Here is a 15478-nt window from a genome sequence, read left to right on the forward strand (position 1 = left end):
TTTTGCTAGTTAGAACTCGTCATAACAGGTTGTGTGGTTTAAGGAATCAATATGTCTCAAGCGAAGAAAGTGCACCGAGGTTCGGCCGGAGATGGCAGTGCAAGTGGTGTAACCGCGATTTCACCTGTTCCGCTTCATACGCAGATACGTGAGGTATTGAGGCGTCAGATTCTTGATGGAACCTATCCGCCGCATTCGCAGATGCCATCAGAAAGCCAGATGATGAACTTGTTCAGTGTGAGCCGGATCACCATTCGTCAGGCGTTGGGAGATCTGCAAAAGGAAGGCCTGATCTTCAAGGTTATGGGCAAGGGAAGTTTTGTTGCGAAGCCCAAGGCATTTCAAAGTCTTTCGCGCCTGCAGGGATTTGGTGAAGCGATGTCGCCGTCGGGTTATGAGACTTATTCACTCTTAATGAGTGCGCGGGAAACCGAGGCCAGCATAGTCGTTGCACAACAGTTCTCTATCAAGCCTGGCACTCAGGTGTTTGAAATACAGCGATTGCGCTATCTGAATCGGGAGCCGATCTCAGTTGATGTCAGCTATTTCCCCATCGACATCGGAAGGCGTCTTGTACAGGAAGACCTGGCTGCGCGCGATATTTTCGTGATTCTGGAGAACGATTTCGATTTGAATCTCACTCATGCCGATCTCCAGATCGAGGCAATTTGCGCTGATGAATCTCTAGCGCGTCATCTGGGTATTGCTGAGGGTTCGCCGTTGCTGAGAATGGAGCGCATGACCTACGCCGGCGACGTGCCTGTGGATTTCGAGTTTCTTTATTACCGCGGCGATGCCTTCCAGTATCGACTGCGTATCGACAGAAGTTAAATGCAGGACCCAATGCACTGCTTCGCCTGATCACCGAAGCATTGCAAGTAGTGAGGTTAGTAAGGCACTCCCAACCCCAAGGAGCAATCATGAAAAGAATCGATATGGAATTCGACCTGGTGGTGATCGGTGGTGGCACCGGTGGCCCGATGGCGGCAGTAAAAGCAAAGGAAAAGAACCCGAATCTGAAGGTCTTGCTGATTGACAAGGCTCACGTCAAGCGTAGCGGGGCTATCTCGATGGGCATGGACGGCCTTAACAATGCTGTTATTCCCGGGCATGCAACGCCGGAGCAGTACGTTAAGGAAATTACGATTGCCAACGACGGCATTGTCGATCAGGAGGCGGTGATGGCCTATGCCGCCAACAGTTTTGACATGATTCAGGAGCTTGATCGTTGGGGGGTGAAGTTCGAGAAAGACGAGACCGGCGACTACGCCGTGCGCAAAGTCCATCACCTCGGCAGTTACGTATTGCCGATGCCTGAAGGGCATCACATGAAGCGGATCCTCTATCGACAGTTGAAACGGGCCAGAGTCGAAATTACGAACCGCGTAGTCGTTACCCGTCTGCTGACTGGTACGGCGGGCGAGGTTGTTGGTGTAATGGGATTCGATTGTCGCACCGCAGATTTTTACGTAATCCGCTGCAAGGCAGCTGTCATCACCACCGGCGCTGCAGGTCGGATCGGACTACCCGCGTCGGGCTACCTGATGGGTACCTACGAGAATCCGACCAACTCCGGTGATGGTCATGCCATGGCTTACCACGCTGGTGCTGCGCTGGCTAACCTTGAGTGTTTCCAGATCAACCCGCTGATCAAGGATTACAACGGTCCGGCCTGTGCCTACGTTACCGGACCGTTCGGCGGCTACACCGCCAATGCCAAGGGCGAGCGCTTCATTGAGTGTGACTACTGGAGCGGTCAGATGATGCTCGAGTTCTATAAGGAACTGCAGAGCGGCAACGGTCCGGTCTTCCTCAAACTGGACCACCTCGCTGAGGAGACCATCGGAGAGATCGAACACATCCTGCATTCCAATGAGCGACCCAGTCGCGGGCGCTTCCACGAGAACCGCGGCAACGACTATCGCAAACAGATGATCGAGATGCATATCTCGGAAATCGGCTTCTGCAGTGGTCACAGCGCATCTGGAATCTGGACAAATGCACGTGGGGAGACCTCGGTCCCTGGTCTCTATGCTGCAGGTGACTGCGCGAGCGTGCCACACAACTACATGCTTGGGGCATTCGTCTACGGGCGGATCTGTGGCCATAACGCGGCCGAGTACTGCGGGGAGACTCCGGCTGCCGCGGTGGATGAAGCTGCTGTTGCTGCAGAGCGTGCAAGGGTGGTTGCGCCGCTTGAGCGTACAGATGGCCTGACGCCGTTCCAGATCGAGTACAAGACCCGCCGCCTGGTCAATGACTACCTGCAGCCACCCAAGATTACGCAGAAGTATGAGATCGGTTTGCGCCGCTTCGACGAGGTACGTGAAGACGCAGAGGCCATGGTGGCGACCAACCCTCACGAACTGATGCGGGCAATGGAGGCTTACTCGATCATCGATTGCGCCGAAATGGCTGCACGTTCGTCGATGTTCCGTGAAGAGAGCCGTTGGGGCCTCTACCACCACTGTGTGGATCACCCTGAGCGCGATGACGAGAACTGGTTCTGTCATACCTTGCTGAGTAAGGGTGATGACGGTCGGATGACGATGCGCAAGAAGGCCGTCGAGCCATACATCGTTGCCATCGACAAGGAAGAGCGCGATGCGTATCAGCGCCTGCGTGTAGAGCGTAAAGCCGAAGCCGCCTGAGCGGATACCCCCGACCCAAGTACAGAGGATAAAGACATGAGCATTGCTACGACCCTTACCCAGGCACCGGTCATTGTGCACGAAGACAAGTGCATCGCCGAGAAGGGCTGCACCGTTTGTGTGGATGTGTGTCCGCTCGACGTGCTGGCCATCGATATGGTCACGAAGAAGGCATTCATGAAGTTCGACGAATGCTGGTATTGCCTGCCGTGCGAAACGGACTGCCCCACCGGAGCAGTCGAGGTCAGCATTCCCTATCTGCTGCGCTGAGGAGCCGACCATGACGATGAGCGTGAATTCCATGACCGAGCGTCTTGCAAGTGCCGATGCCGAGGTACGCCGCCTTGCGGTCATTGATCTGCCGTATAGCGACGAAGACGAGATTGTTCCGTTCTTGCTACCGTGCCTGACCGACAGCGCGGCGGAAGTACGCGCCGAGGCAGTACGTGCGCTCGAAGGCTTCGAAGAGCCGGAGGTCGTTGCTGCGCTCGCGGCCCGCCTGCTCGATGAGGACGTTGCGGTGCGCGACGCTGCTGGCGAAGTCCTGGCTGAACTTAAGGACAGCGCCTCGGCCGAGTATCTGCTGCCCTATCTGGTTGGCCAGTCCGCGGTTGTTCGCATGCTTGCGTTTCGTGCGGTGCGAGCATTGCGCGTGAGCGAAGCATTTGAACCGGCACTGGCTTCACTGCGCGACCCAGACCCAGGCGTGCGACGAGAGGCTGTGGGGGTGCTTGGTTACCTGCGTCGGCAAGAAGCCGTTGGTGATCTCGCTGAAGTGGCCGCTCACGACCCAGATGCAGAAGTGCGCCGAATTGCGGTGGGAGCGCTTGGCTACACCTCTGAGATCAGCGTCTTGCCGGCATTGACGCGGGCGCTGGACGACAGCGCCTGGATGGTGCGCGACGAGGCGGCCCAGACTATTGGCAAGCTCGGGCTGGGGCCAGCGATTCCCGACTTGGTCAAGGCCATGGACGATGCTTACTGGCAGGTACGGGTCAAGGCCGCGCGCAGTCTCGGGTTGCTCAAAGCGGTGGGAGCTCTGCCCGCATTGGTCGATGCACTGTCGCACTCGATCAGCAACTTGCGCAAGGAGGCTGCCATTGCGCTTGGAGAGATCGGTGATCCGCGTGCGATTCCCGCGCTCGAAAGAACGCTGGACGACCCGGATCCTGATGTGCGCAAGCTATCCCGTCTTGCGCTGACGGCAATCGGTCTGGCCTGTAAATAGGAGCGCACCGAGATGACCTTTGTCGTTACCGAAGCCTGCGTGCGCTGCAAGTACACCGACTGTGTGTCCGTATGCCCGGTGGATTGCTTTCATGAGGGGCCGAACTTCCTCGTCATCAATCCTGACGGTTGTATCGATTGCGGCGTGTGTGTGCCTGAGTGTCCGATTGGAGCCATCTACGATGCGGCCGATCTGGCGCCGGACCAACTTGAGTTCATTGAGATCAATGCCCGTCTGGCAGCCGAGTGGCCAGTAATCACTGATGCGCGCGAACCAATGGCCGATGCCGAGGTTTGGGCGGAAGTGAAGTCCAAGCGGCAGTTCCTCGATGAAAGCGCAGTTATCTGAACACATCGATTCACCAACCCCAGCCCCAACTCCAAGAAACCCGTATCTCCCCAACAGATTCACTGGAAAAGGACGCACAAACATGAACGCACATTCCAGCAACACGGTGACTAAGAAGAAGGCCTACTGCAACCTCCTGGGTGTTTTTGCCCTTGGGTGTGTGCTTTCGATGCCCGCCGTAGCCGAAGTAGTCACAATCGGCATCGGCACGCAGAACACGACAACCAATACTGTGACCGGTGGCATTGTGCTTAAGGAGCTTGGTCTGCTCGAAAAGCACCTGCCGAAGACCGGCAAATACAAGGATACGCAGTTCAAACTTGAGTGGCAGAACTTCTCGTCAGGGCCTCCGGTCACCAACGGCATGGTAGCCAATACCCTGCAGATCGGAATGATGGGCGACTATCCATTGCTGGTGAATGGAGCAACTTTCCAGAACGGCAACGGCACCAAGAGCAGGTTGGTTGCATTGATTGCCTACAATGCCGATGGCGCTGGCAACGGGGTGGTGGTGCATAAGGACTCCCCGTACTACGAGTTGGCCGACCTCAAGGGCAAGAAGCTCTCGGTTCCTTTCGGCTCTGCGGCTCATGGCATGCTGCTCAAGGCGCTTGAGGACAAGGGCTGGAAGGCGGAGGATTTTGAGCTCTCAAGCCAGAGTCCGGAAGTCGGTACATCCAGCCTGCAGGAGCAGCGAATCGACGGGCACGCCGACTTCGTACCGTTTGCGGAGTTGCTGCCCTACCGCGGTTTCGCTCGCAAGATCTTCGATGGTGTGGAAACAAAGGTACCCACCTTCCATGGTGTGGTCGTGCGCGAGGATTTCGCGACTAAGTACCCCGAGGTCGTGGTGGCCTACATCAAGGCATTGATGGAGGCGAATGAGTGGGTGCGCAAGAACCCCGTGGAAGCGGCTACCAAGATTGCCGAATGGACCCGGGTCGAGAAGGAAGTGGCCTACATGTTCCTTGGACCCTCGGGTGTTCATACGCTCGACCCAACGATCAAGCCAAAGTGGATCGAAACTGTTAAGTACGATCACGGCGTACTGGACCGCATGGGTCGGGTGAAGGCGTTGAATGCTGATGCCTGGGCTGACGAGACTTATGTGCGACAGGCCTTCAAAGAGCTTGGATACGACTACGACAAGCAACGCGCGAGTTTTGCCAACTACGAAATCAGTGGCACCGATCCGCTGTGCGGCGGCAAGATCGAACGTCCGCGTGAAGCGGGTGAGGTCTGGATCGATGGCGACGGCATTACTGCTTACAAGTCGGCTGGCTGCACACTGGCAGCAGTGAAAAAGGCCGGAGCGGAGGGTAAGAAGGTTGGCGTCGCGTTTGTGTTCGACTACACCACGAAGATTAAACTCTTTGCAGATAAGGCGTTCTATGCGCTTGGCACCAAGGATGGCAAGCCGGTAATCGTACCCTTCTTGCTCAAGAAAGATGCCGAGACCCATGCCTCAGCTAACGGTGGCAAGGTAGGCAGCTATGAAGACGCTCTTGCCCTTGCTGTAGTAGGGGGCTGAGCCATGTCCTCCGCAATCAGGATGAGATCGCTTGCCGATCCCCAGGTTGCGGGCTGTACTGCCGCGGAGTCGGCAGTACAGCCCGCGGGCCCCCGCGTGGTAGAGGACTCCACGAGCTCGCCGCTGGCAATCAAGCTCATCGATACTGGTTCTGACCAGGCCGATGTGCAAACCAGTGTCCCGCCCATGGTCCGGGGAGGCATGAGTGGCAAGCTGCGTGTTCAGATCGGTTCTCTGATGCTGAGCCTGCTGTCGATTGGTCTGCTTGTCGGATTCTGGTATCTAGGCACGGAGTACCGCTGGGACTTCTACATTCGTTTCACCAATGTACCAGCGCCCGGGGAGGTCTACCGTGAGTTCATGGGCCTTGTCGGCAGTGCGAAGTTTCAGGCCAATATCGGTATCAGTCTGCAGCGCATCATGCTTGGCTTCTGCATCGCGACATTCCTTGGCGTGGTCTTAGGGCTGCTGTGCGGACGCCATGCACTGCTCAAGGGGTTGGTCTTTCCCGCGCTGGAAGTGCTACGTCCAATCCCGGCGATTGCATGGGTGCCTATCTCGATCATGTTATGGCCCTCGACCGAGAGCAGCATCATCTTCATCACCTTCATTGGGGCATTTTTTCCCATCCTCCTCAACACCCTGCATGGGGTGACTGCAGTCGATCCAGTTCTGATTCGTGCTGCACGCTGTTTGGGGGCAGGAGAGTGGGCGCTGATGACCCGGGTCGTGTTGCCTGGTGCTCTTCCACACATCTTTACCGGCCTGGCGGTGGGTATGGGGGTGGCTTGGGTGTCCTTAATTGCAGCAGAGATGATTTCCGGTCAGTTCGGCGTGGGCTATTTCACCTGGGAGGCCTACTCCCTGATCGAGTATCCCCACATCGTGATCGGCATGCTGGTGATTGGCGTCCTCGGCCTGATATGTAGCGGCGGCATTCGCATGCTGGCGCGTCTTCTAATGCCGTGGCAGCGCACAGGAACCAAGGAGAGCACATGATGGCAAGCGAAGAAAGTGTGGCCAAGGGTCATATCGAGCTGCGCGACATCGGCGTTCGTTTTACTCAGAACGGCGCAGCACTCGACGCGGTACGTGGGGTTACTTTGGACGTGAAACCGGGCGAGTTTGTATCGGTTGTTGGGCCGTCAGGCTGTGGCAAATCGACCCTCCTCAATATCGTCGCGGGCTTCCTGAAACCGAGCGCAGGTGGCGCTACCGTCGATGGTCTTCCGATCAGCGGGCCAGGGGCGGAACGAGGCGTCGTGTTTCAACAGTACTCCTTGTTTCCGTGGATGAAGGTGCGCGAGAACGTTGAGTTCGGTCTGAAGATGCAGGGCATGGGCCGGTCTGAACGTGAAACCAAAGCACGCACGCTACTTGGACTTGCTGGGCTGCTGTCGTTTGAGAATCACTATCCTGACCAGCTTTCGGGCGGCATGAAGCAGCGTGTGGGTATTGTCCGTGCGCTTGCGACCGGGCCACAGGTATTGCTGATGGACGAGCCTTTCGGCGCGCTGGATTCGCAAACCCGTGTAGTGATGCAGGAGATTCTCACCAACATGTGGCAGCAGTTGCGGCTGTCAGTGCTTTTCATCACCCATGACATTGAGGAGTCGATCTTTCTGTCGGACAAGGTTTATGTGATGACGGCACGTCCAGGCCGGATCAAGGCAGAAATCCCAATTCCGCTGCCACGCCCTCGGACGCCGGAAATGACCTCATCACCGACCTTCATGGCCCTGCACAGACAGCTGAAGACGTTGATACGTGAGGAGAGTCTGGCTGCAATGGGCGGTGAGCTCAAGGACGGGGGGCTCGGGCAGGACTGGCACCTGGCAGGCAAGAGCGTGAGTACGGTGATATGAGCACGCTCGCCCCCTCCTGTATTCCGGTCCATGTTACCGACCGGCGCCTGTCAGGCTTGCTGGTGATTGAATGGCACGACGGTGCGGTCAGCTCACTCCGCCATGCCGACCTGCGTCAGCGCTGTCGTTGCGCAGCGTGTACTCAGCGACAGCGCACGGGGCAACTGCCTGATCCGCCGTCGGCACTGGTTGAGATCCGGCCGGTTGCCGATGGTGCTCTCAATTTGGTTTTCGCCGACGGTCACGACCGCGGCATCTATCCCTGGTCCTATCTGCGCGAACTCGGCGAAGAGTGCGCCTGACATCAAGAGGAAATAATCATGAGCAATCTTTCGGTTGAACGTGTGCTGCATGTTCATCACTGGAACGACTCGCTGTTCAGCTTCCGTACCTCGCGCAATCCTGGCCTGCGGTTTCGCAATGGTCACTTCGTCATGATCGGGCTGCAGAACGAGGGCAAACCGTTGCTGCGTGCATACAGTATCGCCAGTGCAAATTACGATGAGCATCTGGAATTCTTCAGCATCAAGGTGCCGAACGGGCCGCTGACCTCGCGTCTCCAGCATCTGAAACCGGGTGATGAACTCATCGTTGGCAGTAAGCCGGTTGGAACGCTTGTGATCGATGATCTGAATGATGGACGTAACCTGTACTTGCTTGCCACCGGTACGGGGCTTGCACCGTTCATGAGCATTATTCGTGACCCGGACACCTACGAGCGGTTCGAGCGCGTAGTGCTGGTGCACGGGGTGCGCCAGGTCAGCGAACTCGCGTACGTCGACTATATCGAGCGAGAGTTACCACGAGATGAGTTCCTTGGTGAGATTGTCCGCGAAAAACTCCTGTATTACCCAACCGTAACAAGGGAGCCCTTCCGCAATCAGGGTCGGCTTACTGATCTGCTTGAGTCGGGAAAGCTGTGCTCCGACCTCGGTCTGCCAGTGCTGGATGGTGCCCAAGATCGCGCAATGATCTGCGGCAGTCCGGCAATGCTTGCTGATGCCTGTAGCTTGCTCGATGGCCGCGGCTTTCACATCAGTCCTCGCCAGGGCGAGCGTGGGGATTACGTGATCGAACGGGCTTTCGCCGAGAAGTAATCAGACACCTGGGGACCGCAAGGTCGGACCCCAGGTGTCTGGCGCGCCCGCACCTCGTAAAGGCAAATGCGGGCCAAAGAATTTCAATTGCGTTGAGGAGAGAGACTTGAAGATTCTGGTCCCGGTCAAACGCGTTGTTGATTACAACGTGAAGGTCCGCGTCAAGGCGGACGGTAGCGGTGTGGACATCGCCAACGTCAAGATGAGCATGAACCCGTTCGACGAGATCGCGGTTGAAGAGGCGGTGCGTCTGAAAGAAGCCGGCGTGGCCACCGAAGTGGTGGTGGTGTCGTGCGGCGTGACGGCATGTCAGGAAACAGTGCGCGCTGCGATGGCCATTGGTGCGGACCGCGGCATTCTGGTCGAGACCGATGTCGAGCTGCAGCCGCTGGCCGTGGCCAAGCTGCTCAAGGCCGTGTGCGACAAGGAAGGCCCGACGCTGGTGATCTGCGGCAAGCAGGCGATCGACGACGATGCCAACCAGACCGGTCAGATGCTGGCGGCGCTCAATGGCTGGCCGCAGGCCACGTTTGCCTCCAAGCTGACGCTGGCTGACGGCAAGGCCAACGTGATGCGTGAAATCGACGGCGGTCTGGAGACCCTGGCGATCTCGCTGCCGGCGGTGGTGACCACCGACCTGCGCCTGAACGAGCCGCGCTACGCCACGCTGCCCAACATCATGAAGGCCAAGAAGAAGCCGCTCGAGACGGTGAAGCCGGCCGACCTCGGCGTGGATGTGGCCCCGCGCCTCACCACGCTCAAGGTCTCCGAGCCGCCCAAGCGCAGCGCCGGTGTGCGCGTGGCCGACGTGGCCCAGCTGGTCGAGAAACTCAAGAACGAAGCGAAGGTGATCTGACATGTCCATTCTTGTAATTGCCGAACACGACAATCAGGCCATCAAGGCAGCCACCCTCAACACCGTCACCGCCGCCGCAGCGCTTGGCAGCGACGTGCACGTGCTGGTCGCCGGCAGTGCCTGCGGTGCAGCGGCCGAAGCCGCAGCGAAGATCGCCGGTGTGGCCAAGGTGCTGGTGGCCGACGCCGCCCACCTTGAAGCACAGACCGCCGAGAACGTTGCCGAACTGGTGAAGGGTCTGGCCTCGGGCTACAGCCACATCCTGGTGCCGGCCAGCAGCGCGGGCAAGAACATGCTGCCGCGCGTGGCGGCACAGCTGGACGTGGCCCAGATCAGCGACATCGTCGCCATCGAAGATGCCGACACCTTCGTGCGCCCGATCTACGCCGGCAACGCGCTGGCCACGGTAAAGAGTGCGGACGCGATCAAGCTCATCACGGTGCGGACCACCGCGTTTGAAGCGGCGGGCGAGGGCGGTGCTGCTGCCGTCGAAGCCGTCACCGCGCCGGCCGACCTCGGTATGGCCACGCTGGTGAGCCGCGAGATCGTCAAGAGCGCCCGTCCTGAACTGGGCGCGGCCAAGATCATCGTCTCCGGTGGTCGCGGTGTGGGCAGTGGCGAGAACTACCACGCCATGCTCGAGCCGCTGGCCGACAAGCTCGGTGCCGCCCTCGGCGCCAGCCGTGCCGCGGTCGACGCCGGCTACGTGCCCAACGACTACCAGGTCGGTCAGACCGGCAAGATCGTCGCCCCGCAGCTCTACATCGCGGTGGGTATCTCGGGTGCGATCCAGCACCTGGCCGGGATGAAGGACTCCAAGGTGATCGTGGCGATCAACAAGGATCCGGAAGCGCCGATCTTCCAGGTGGCCGACTATGGTCTGGTGGGCGATCTGTTTAATGTGGTGCCAGAACTGACAATGACGTTGGGCTGAGCCTCCTTCCTTTATTGCTCTCGTCCGCCCCAGTAGCCGCTGATCGGCTCCCCCCCGATCATCCGGCTACCCGCCTTTTTTGAATCGCCCCGGGTTGGATGGAGGCTCTAACTCTTGAGAAGATGGAGCCATGAACAAGTCAATCAAGTTTCCCCCTGAGGTACGTGAGCGTTAGGCATCCTGGTGGCGAGAAGTCATGCGGAAGTGCATGGTGATCATTTACCATCTACGGGTTAGTCACCCCTGCTGCGATCCCTCGTACCCACTCCAATGGCTGAGAAACTGAGCGATGTGGTCGACTTTGGCTACCTGCTGATTCCAAACTTTTCGATGCTTTCGTTATCGGGAGTTCTCGAGCCGCTAAGGTTCGCCAATCGCCTGGCGGGACGTGAGCTCTATCGATGGAAGCTTCTGAGTGCGGACGACGAGCCGGTAGAGGCGAGTAATGGAATTCCGTTTTCACCGACGGCGCGCCTGGATGAGTGCGGGGCGCTGGATACGCTTATCGTCGTTGCCGGAATCTCTGCAAGAGAGCATTGCCACCCACCCATCCTTCGCCGTTTGCGGGAACTTGCTGCGAGCGGACTGAATATTGGTGCAACCTCGGTCGGAACCCTCTTCCTTGCAAAAGCGGGGCTACTTGATGGCTTCCGCTGCACGATTCATTGGGAGAATCTGGATGGGTTTCGTGAAGAGTTTCCGAGTCTCAATGTCACCAGCGAACTGTATGAAATCGACGGGAAACGTCTGACCTGCTCGGGAGGTTCTGCCGGGTTGGACATGATGATGCATCTTATTGGGCAGCGACACGGCCAGACGCTTGCTTCTGCAGTGGCTGAGCAGTGCATCCACCCGGAAATCCGAAAATCCACTGCAGCGCAACGAATGTCCTTGCGTATGCGGCTCGACGTCATCAGTCCCTGCCTGATCAATGCCGTCGAGTGCATGGAGCGGCACCTTGAGGATACGTTGGGTTGTCAGCAGGTCGCCGAGCAGGTCGGGCTGTCATTGCGCCATTTGAATCGTCTTTTTCAGGACAACTTCAACATGCCGCCGGCCCGCTTCTATATGGAGTTGCGCTTAAAGCGGGCGCGCGCGTTGCTTCAGCAGACATCGATGCCTGTCGCGGAAATTGGTATCGCCTGCGGTTTTGCTTCGGCTTCCCACTTCATCCGGAGCTATCGAAATCACTTTGGACATACCCCGACGGTTGAGCGGGAAAGCCAGCAACGGCGAGAGTCTAGCCGCAGTTGATCCTCTCCTTGGCGCGCCTCGGTCGCGACCATTCCTTTCGATTCCGAGCAAGTTAATTTCACAGATGGCCTGATTAGGCTACTGGGTGGCGATTCCAGGCTATTGTGAGCTGGCGTCTGTACCTACTATGCACTTGCCGACCAGACGATAGATCTGGCGCACAACAGGCAGAGTTGCCTGGCAGGAAACAACAAAACGAGGAGACACCGTCTTGGAAACATGGACATTCATGGTCGAGAACTTCGACCTGATCGTGATGCGGACGCTTGAGCACATTTCGCTGGTGGGCGTAGCGATTGGCCTTGCGATCATCACCGGCGTGCCGATCGGCATCGCCATTACGCAGAACGATAAAGCCGCCAATATCGTGCTGTATATCGCAGCGATCATGATGACGGTCCCGTCGATTGCGCTTTTCGGAATCATGATCCCGATCCTTTCCAAGGTCGGTCACGGTATCGGTTATGTGCCCGCCGTGATCGCCGTGCTGCTGTATTCGCAGCTCCCCATCATCCGCAATACCTATACCGCGATACACAACGTAGACCCAGCTCTTCGAGAGGCCGCTCGCGGCATGGGTATGTCTTCGCTGCAGCGTCTGCGCATGGTGGAGATCCCGTTGGCAATCCCCGTCATTATGGGAGGCGTCCGCAGCGCGGTGGTGATGTCGATCGGCATCATGGCCATTGCCGCTTACATCGGTGCCGGTGGTCTCGGTACCTTCATCAGTCGCGGAATTTCCCAAACCGATGCTCGCCAGCTCATTACTGGCGCAGTCGCAGTCAGCCTGCTTGCCATCGTGGCTGATTTCTTTCTTGTCTGGCTACAGAGCCGGCTCACCCCTGCCGGGCTGAAGCGCGCCTGACCCCCACCATAAACAGGAGATCCGACGCCATGATCCGGCTTGACAACCTGACAAAGATATTTGAAACGAAAGAAGGTACGACCGTTGCCGCAGACCACATCAACATGGAGGTCAAGGAGGGCGAAATCTGCATCCTGCTCGGTCCCTCCGGATGCGGCAAGACCACATCGTTGAAGATGGTCAACCGGATTGTTCCGCCTACCTCGGGGCGTGTCTTTCTCGGCGGAAAGGATACAACCGACTACGACACCATCACCTTGCGCAGGCAGATCGGTTACGTCATTCAGCAGATCGGTCTGTTTCCGAACATGACGATCGAGGAAAACATCGGTGTCGTGCCCAGAATGCTTGGCTGGGATCGTCAGCGCACCGCGAAACGGGCGCAGGAGCTGCTGGAAATGGTCGCGCTCGACCCGGCCATTTTTCTCAAGCGTTTCCCTAAAGAACTCTCCGGCGGGCAACAGCAGCGTGTCGGCGTTGCCCGCGCGTTGGCGGCGGATCCCCCTGTACTGCTGATGGACGAACCCTTTGGCGCCATCGACCCGATCAACCGCGAGATCATTCAGGACGAGTTCCTGAAGATGCAGCAGAAACTCGGAAAAACCATTCTCTTCGTCAGTCACGACATTGATGAAGCGGTGAAAATGGGCGACAAGATTGCAATCTTCCGCGCCGGAAAACTTGAACAGTTTGACACGCCTGACAATGTGCTTGCTCATCCAGCAAGCAGCTTCATTGCCGATTTTGTCGGAGGCGACAGAACACTCAAGCGCTTGCGTTTGCTGAAGGTGGGGGAGGTGATGGATGCCCAGGCGCCGCGAGTCAAGGCGGAGGACAGCCTTGCCAGTGCGCTAAAGCTGATGAATGACGCCGACTACGAGAACCTGATCGTCGTCGGGCCTCATGGGCGTGCGCAGGGCGTCGTCTACCGCAGCGTCGCGGAGAGTCGGCAGGGGCTTTGCAACGATCACCACTCAGGATTGAAAGCCACTGTGCGCGAGAGTGATGACCTGCGTACTGCCGTGTCCCAGATGTTTGCGCATGATCTGACCTGGCTTCCGGTGGTCGACGACGAGGGTTTCTACAAGGGCTACATCACGCAGCGCGGCATCACACACACGCTCGGCCGCACTTATCGCGATGCCGAGCAGGGGGTGTAGCAATGGCGCGTGCATCCTTGAAGTTCTCAAGCTTGCGGATGGGTGGGCGGTACCTGACTGCCGTCCTGCTGTTGCTAGCCGGGGTGTGGTTGCAGCGGTCCGGACTCATTGATGATCTGACGACCTATTGGGGTGACATCGTCTACCTCACGGGTCAGCACATCGAACTCACTCTGATCTCTGGCGGGCTCGCCATTCTTGCGGGCATTCCGATTGGTGTTCTCTTTAGTCGTCCTGCGCTGCGGCGCTGGGCGGATGGCCTGATGCAGACGCTGAACATCGGAACAACGATCCCGACGCTCGCCGTACTCGCCCTTTCAATGAGCTTTCTGGGCATCGGGTCGACGCCCGCGATATTCGCGCTGTGGGTCGCGTCCCTGCTCTATATCGTGCGGAACACGTATTCGGGTTTGACGGCGGTGCCAGACCACCTGATCGAAGCTGCAAACGGAATGGGGATGAGGCCTGCACAGATCCTGCTACGGGTTGAGCTGCCCAATGCCCTGTTCGTGATGTTCGCAGGCGTTCGTACAGCACTTGCCATCAACGTCGGCACGGTTCCGCTGGCCTTCCTTATTGGGGGAGGCGGACTTGGTGAGCTGATCTTCACAGGCATCGACCTCAACGACAACGGGATGATGCTCGCCGGTGCCATTCCGACCGCTGCGCTTGCGGTCGCTGTTGATGCCTTGGTCGGCTACGCGGCATTTCTCTTTATCCCCCGCGGCGTCAATCCGTTGCGATGACGTCGTCTAGCTGTATCTGATTAATTACCCGAGGAGACAAATCAAATGAATATTCAAAAAATGATCCGTGGTGTGGTCCTGAGCGCTTTCGCACTCACCGCTGGAAGCACTTTTGCCGCCGATACGGTCGTGGTCGGCGGGAAGAACTTCACTGAGCAGCAGCTCATGGCCGAGATGACCTCGCAGTTGTTGAAGGCGAAGGGTTTCGAGGTCGATACCCGCGCAGGTATGGGCAGTGCTGTCCTGCGCCAGGCGCAGGAGTCGGGGCAGATCGACGTGTACTGGGAGTACACAGGCACCTCGCTCATCACCTACAACAAGGTCACCGAGCGTCTTTCAGCGGAAGACACCTACGCCAAGGTCAAGGAACTCGATGCCAAGAAGGGCCTGACCTGGCTCGACGCTTCGAAAGCAAACAACACCTACGGTCTGGCGATGCGCCGCGCGGACGCAAAGAAGCGCGGTATCAACACAATCAGCGAACTGGCAGCAGCGATCAACGGAGGCAAATCGCTAACCCTTGCGTGCAACGCCGAGTTTGCCGCCCGCGCGGATGGTCTGAAGCCCCTGCAGAAAGCCTATGGTTTCGAGTTTGATCGCGCAAGTGTGAAGCGCATGGATACCGGGTTGACCTATCAGGCACTGCGCGACGATCAGGTCGAGGTGGCTTTGGTGTTTGTCACGGATGGTCGCATTCCGGCGTTCGACTTTGTCGTGCTCAAAGACGACAAGGGTTACTTCCCCGCGTACGCACTGACCCCCGTTGTTCGGACCGCAATCCTTGAGAAGCATCCCAAGCTGGGTGAGTTGCTGAACGCACTGTCTTCGAAGCTCGACGACGCTGTCATGGGGCGCCTTAACGCTTCGGTAGATGTCGAGCGCAAGGCGATCCGCGACGTAGCCGAGGGTTTCCTCAAGGAAGCAGGCCTTATCTGAGCCACTC

17 protein-coding genes are annotated in these 15478 nt (G+C 58.1%); all 17 read left to right on the plus strand.

Annotated elements, in window-relative coordinates; translation table 11 throughout:
- Positions 1-51 precede the first annotated feature (51 nt).
- A complete protein-coding gene (locus tag CEW87_RS15340) occupies positions 52-831 on the plus strand; it encodes a GntR family transcriptional regulator (protein ID WP_108974346.1) in 780 nt (259 codons plus the stop codon).
- An 89-nt stretch (positions 832-920) separates the two neighbouring features.
- Complete coding sequence (locus CEW87_RS15345; protein WP_108974348.1) at positions 921-2651, plus strand: fumarate reductase/succinate dehydrogenase flavoprotein subunit; 1731 nt, start codon at positions 921-923, stop codon at positions 2649-2651.
- 36 nt (positions 2652-2687) lie between these two features.
- Positions 2688-2921 (plus strand): 4Fe-4S dicluster domain-containing protein, encoded by a 234-nt coding sequence (locus CEW87_RS15350; protein ID WP_108974349.1) that lies wholly within the window; start codon positions 2688-2690, stop codon positions 2919-2921.
- Between the two features lie 10 nt (positions 2922-2931).
- Entirely contained in the window at positions 2932-3879 is a 948-nt protein-coding gene (locus CEW87_RS15355) for a HEAT repeat domain-containing protein (protein ID WP_108974351.1), read from the plus strand.
- A 12-nt stretch (positions 3880-3891) separates the two neighbouring features.
- Complete coding sequence (gene fdxA, locus CEW87_RS15360; protein ID WP_108974353.1) at positions 3892-4227, plus strand: ferredoxin FdxA; 336 nt, start codon at positions 3892-3894, stop codon at positions 4225-4227.
- Positions 4228-4309: 82 nt separating this feature from the next.
- Positions 4310-5758 (plus strand): ABC transporter substrate-binding protein, encoded by a 1449-nt coding sequence (locus CEW87_RS15365; RefSeq protein WP_199917027.1) that lies wholly within the window; start codon positions 4310-4312, stop codon positions 5756-5758.
- A gap of 201 nt (positions 5759-5959) precedes the next feature.
- Complete coding sequence (locus tag CEW87_RS15370; RefSeq protein ID WP_199917028.1) at positions 5960-6757, plus strand: ABC transporter permease; 798 nt, start codon at positions 5960-5962, stop codon at positions 6755-6757.
- A complete protein-coding gene (locus tag CEW87_RS15375) occupies positions 6754-7623 on the plus strand; it encodes an ABC transporter ATP-binding protein (RefSeq protein WP_108974357.1) in 870 nt (289 codons plus the stop codon). Before CEW87_RS15370 ends, CEW87_RS15375 begins: the two co-directional genes overlap by 4 nt.
- A complete protein-coding gene (locus tag CEW87_RS15380; protein WP_108974359.1) occupies positions 7620-7925 on the plus strand; it encodes a DUF971 domain-containing protein in 306 nt (101 codons plus the stop codon). Before CEW87_RS15375 ends, CEW87_RS15380 begins: the two co-directional genes overlap by 4 nt.
- 18 nt (positions 7926-7943) lie before the next feature.
- On the plus strand, positions 7944-8720 hold the full coding sequence (locus CEW87_RS15385; RefSeq protein ID WP_108974361.1) for a ferredoxin--NADP reductase: 777 nt from the start codon (positions 7944-7946) through the stop codon (positions 8718-8720).
- A gap of 106 nt (positions 8721-8826) precedes the next feature.
- A complete protein-coding gene (locus CEW87_RS15390) occupies positions 8827-9576 on the plus strand; it encodes an electron transfer flavoprotein subunit beta/FixA family protein (protein ID WP_108974363.1) in 750 nt (249 codons plus the stop codon).
- A 1-nt stretch (position 9577) separates the two neighbouring features.
- Entirely contained in the window at positions 9578-10510 is a 933-nt protein-coding gene (locus CEW87_RS15395) for an electron transfer flavoprotein subunit alpha/FixB family protein (protein ID WP_108974365.1), read from the plus strand.
- A 270-nt stretch (positions 10511-10780) separates the two neighbouring features.
- On the plus strand, positions 10781-11764 hold the full coding sequence (locus CEW87_RS15400; RefSeq protein WP_108974367.1) for a GlxA family transcriptional regulator: 984 nt from the start codon (positions 10781-10783) through the stop codon (positions 11762-11764).
- Between the two features lie 229 nt (positions 11765-11993).
- Entirely contained in the window at positions 11994-12629 is a 636-nt protein-coding gene (locus CEW87_RS15405) for an ABC transporter permease (RefSeq protein ID WP_234421549.1), read from the plus strand.
- A 104-nt stretch (positions 12630-12733) separates the two neighbouring features.
- Positions 12734-13789 (plus strand): ABC transporter ATP-binding protein, encoded by a 1056-nt coding sequence (locus CEW87_RS15410; RefSeq protein WP_199917029.1) that lies wholly within the window; start codon positions 12734-12736, stop codon positions 13787-13789.
- A 2-nt stretch (positions 13790-13791) separates the two neighbouring features.
- The gene (locus CEW87_RS15415; RefSeq protein ID WP_108974373.1) at positions 13792-14535 is read left to right on the plus strand and encodes an ABC transporter permease; all 744 of its coding nucleotides are present in this window, start codon (positions 13792-13794) and stop codon (positions 14533-14535) included.
- A gap of 45 nt (positions 14536-14580) precedes the next feature.
- Positions 14581-15471 (plus strand): glycine betaine ABC transporter substrate-binding protein, encoded by an 891-nt coding sequence (locus tag CEW87_RS15420; protein ID WP_108974375.1) that lies wholly within the window; start codon positions 14581-14583, stop codon positions 15469-15471.
- Positions 15472-15478: the final 7 nt, after the last annotated feature.

Source organism: Parazoarcus communis (genome assembly GCF_003111665.1).
In the GTDB taxonomy this organism is placed as follows: domain Bacteria; phylum Pseudomonadota; class Gammaproteobacteria; order Burkholderiales; family Rhodocyclaceae; genus Parazoarcus; species Parazoarcus communis_B.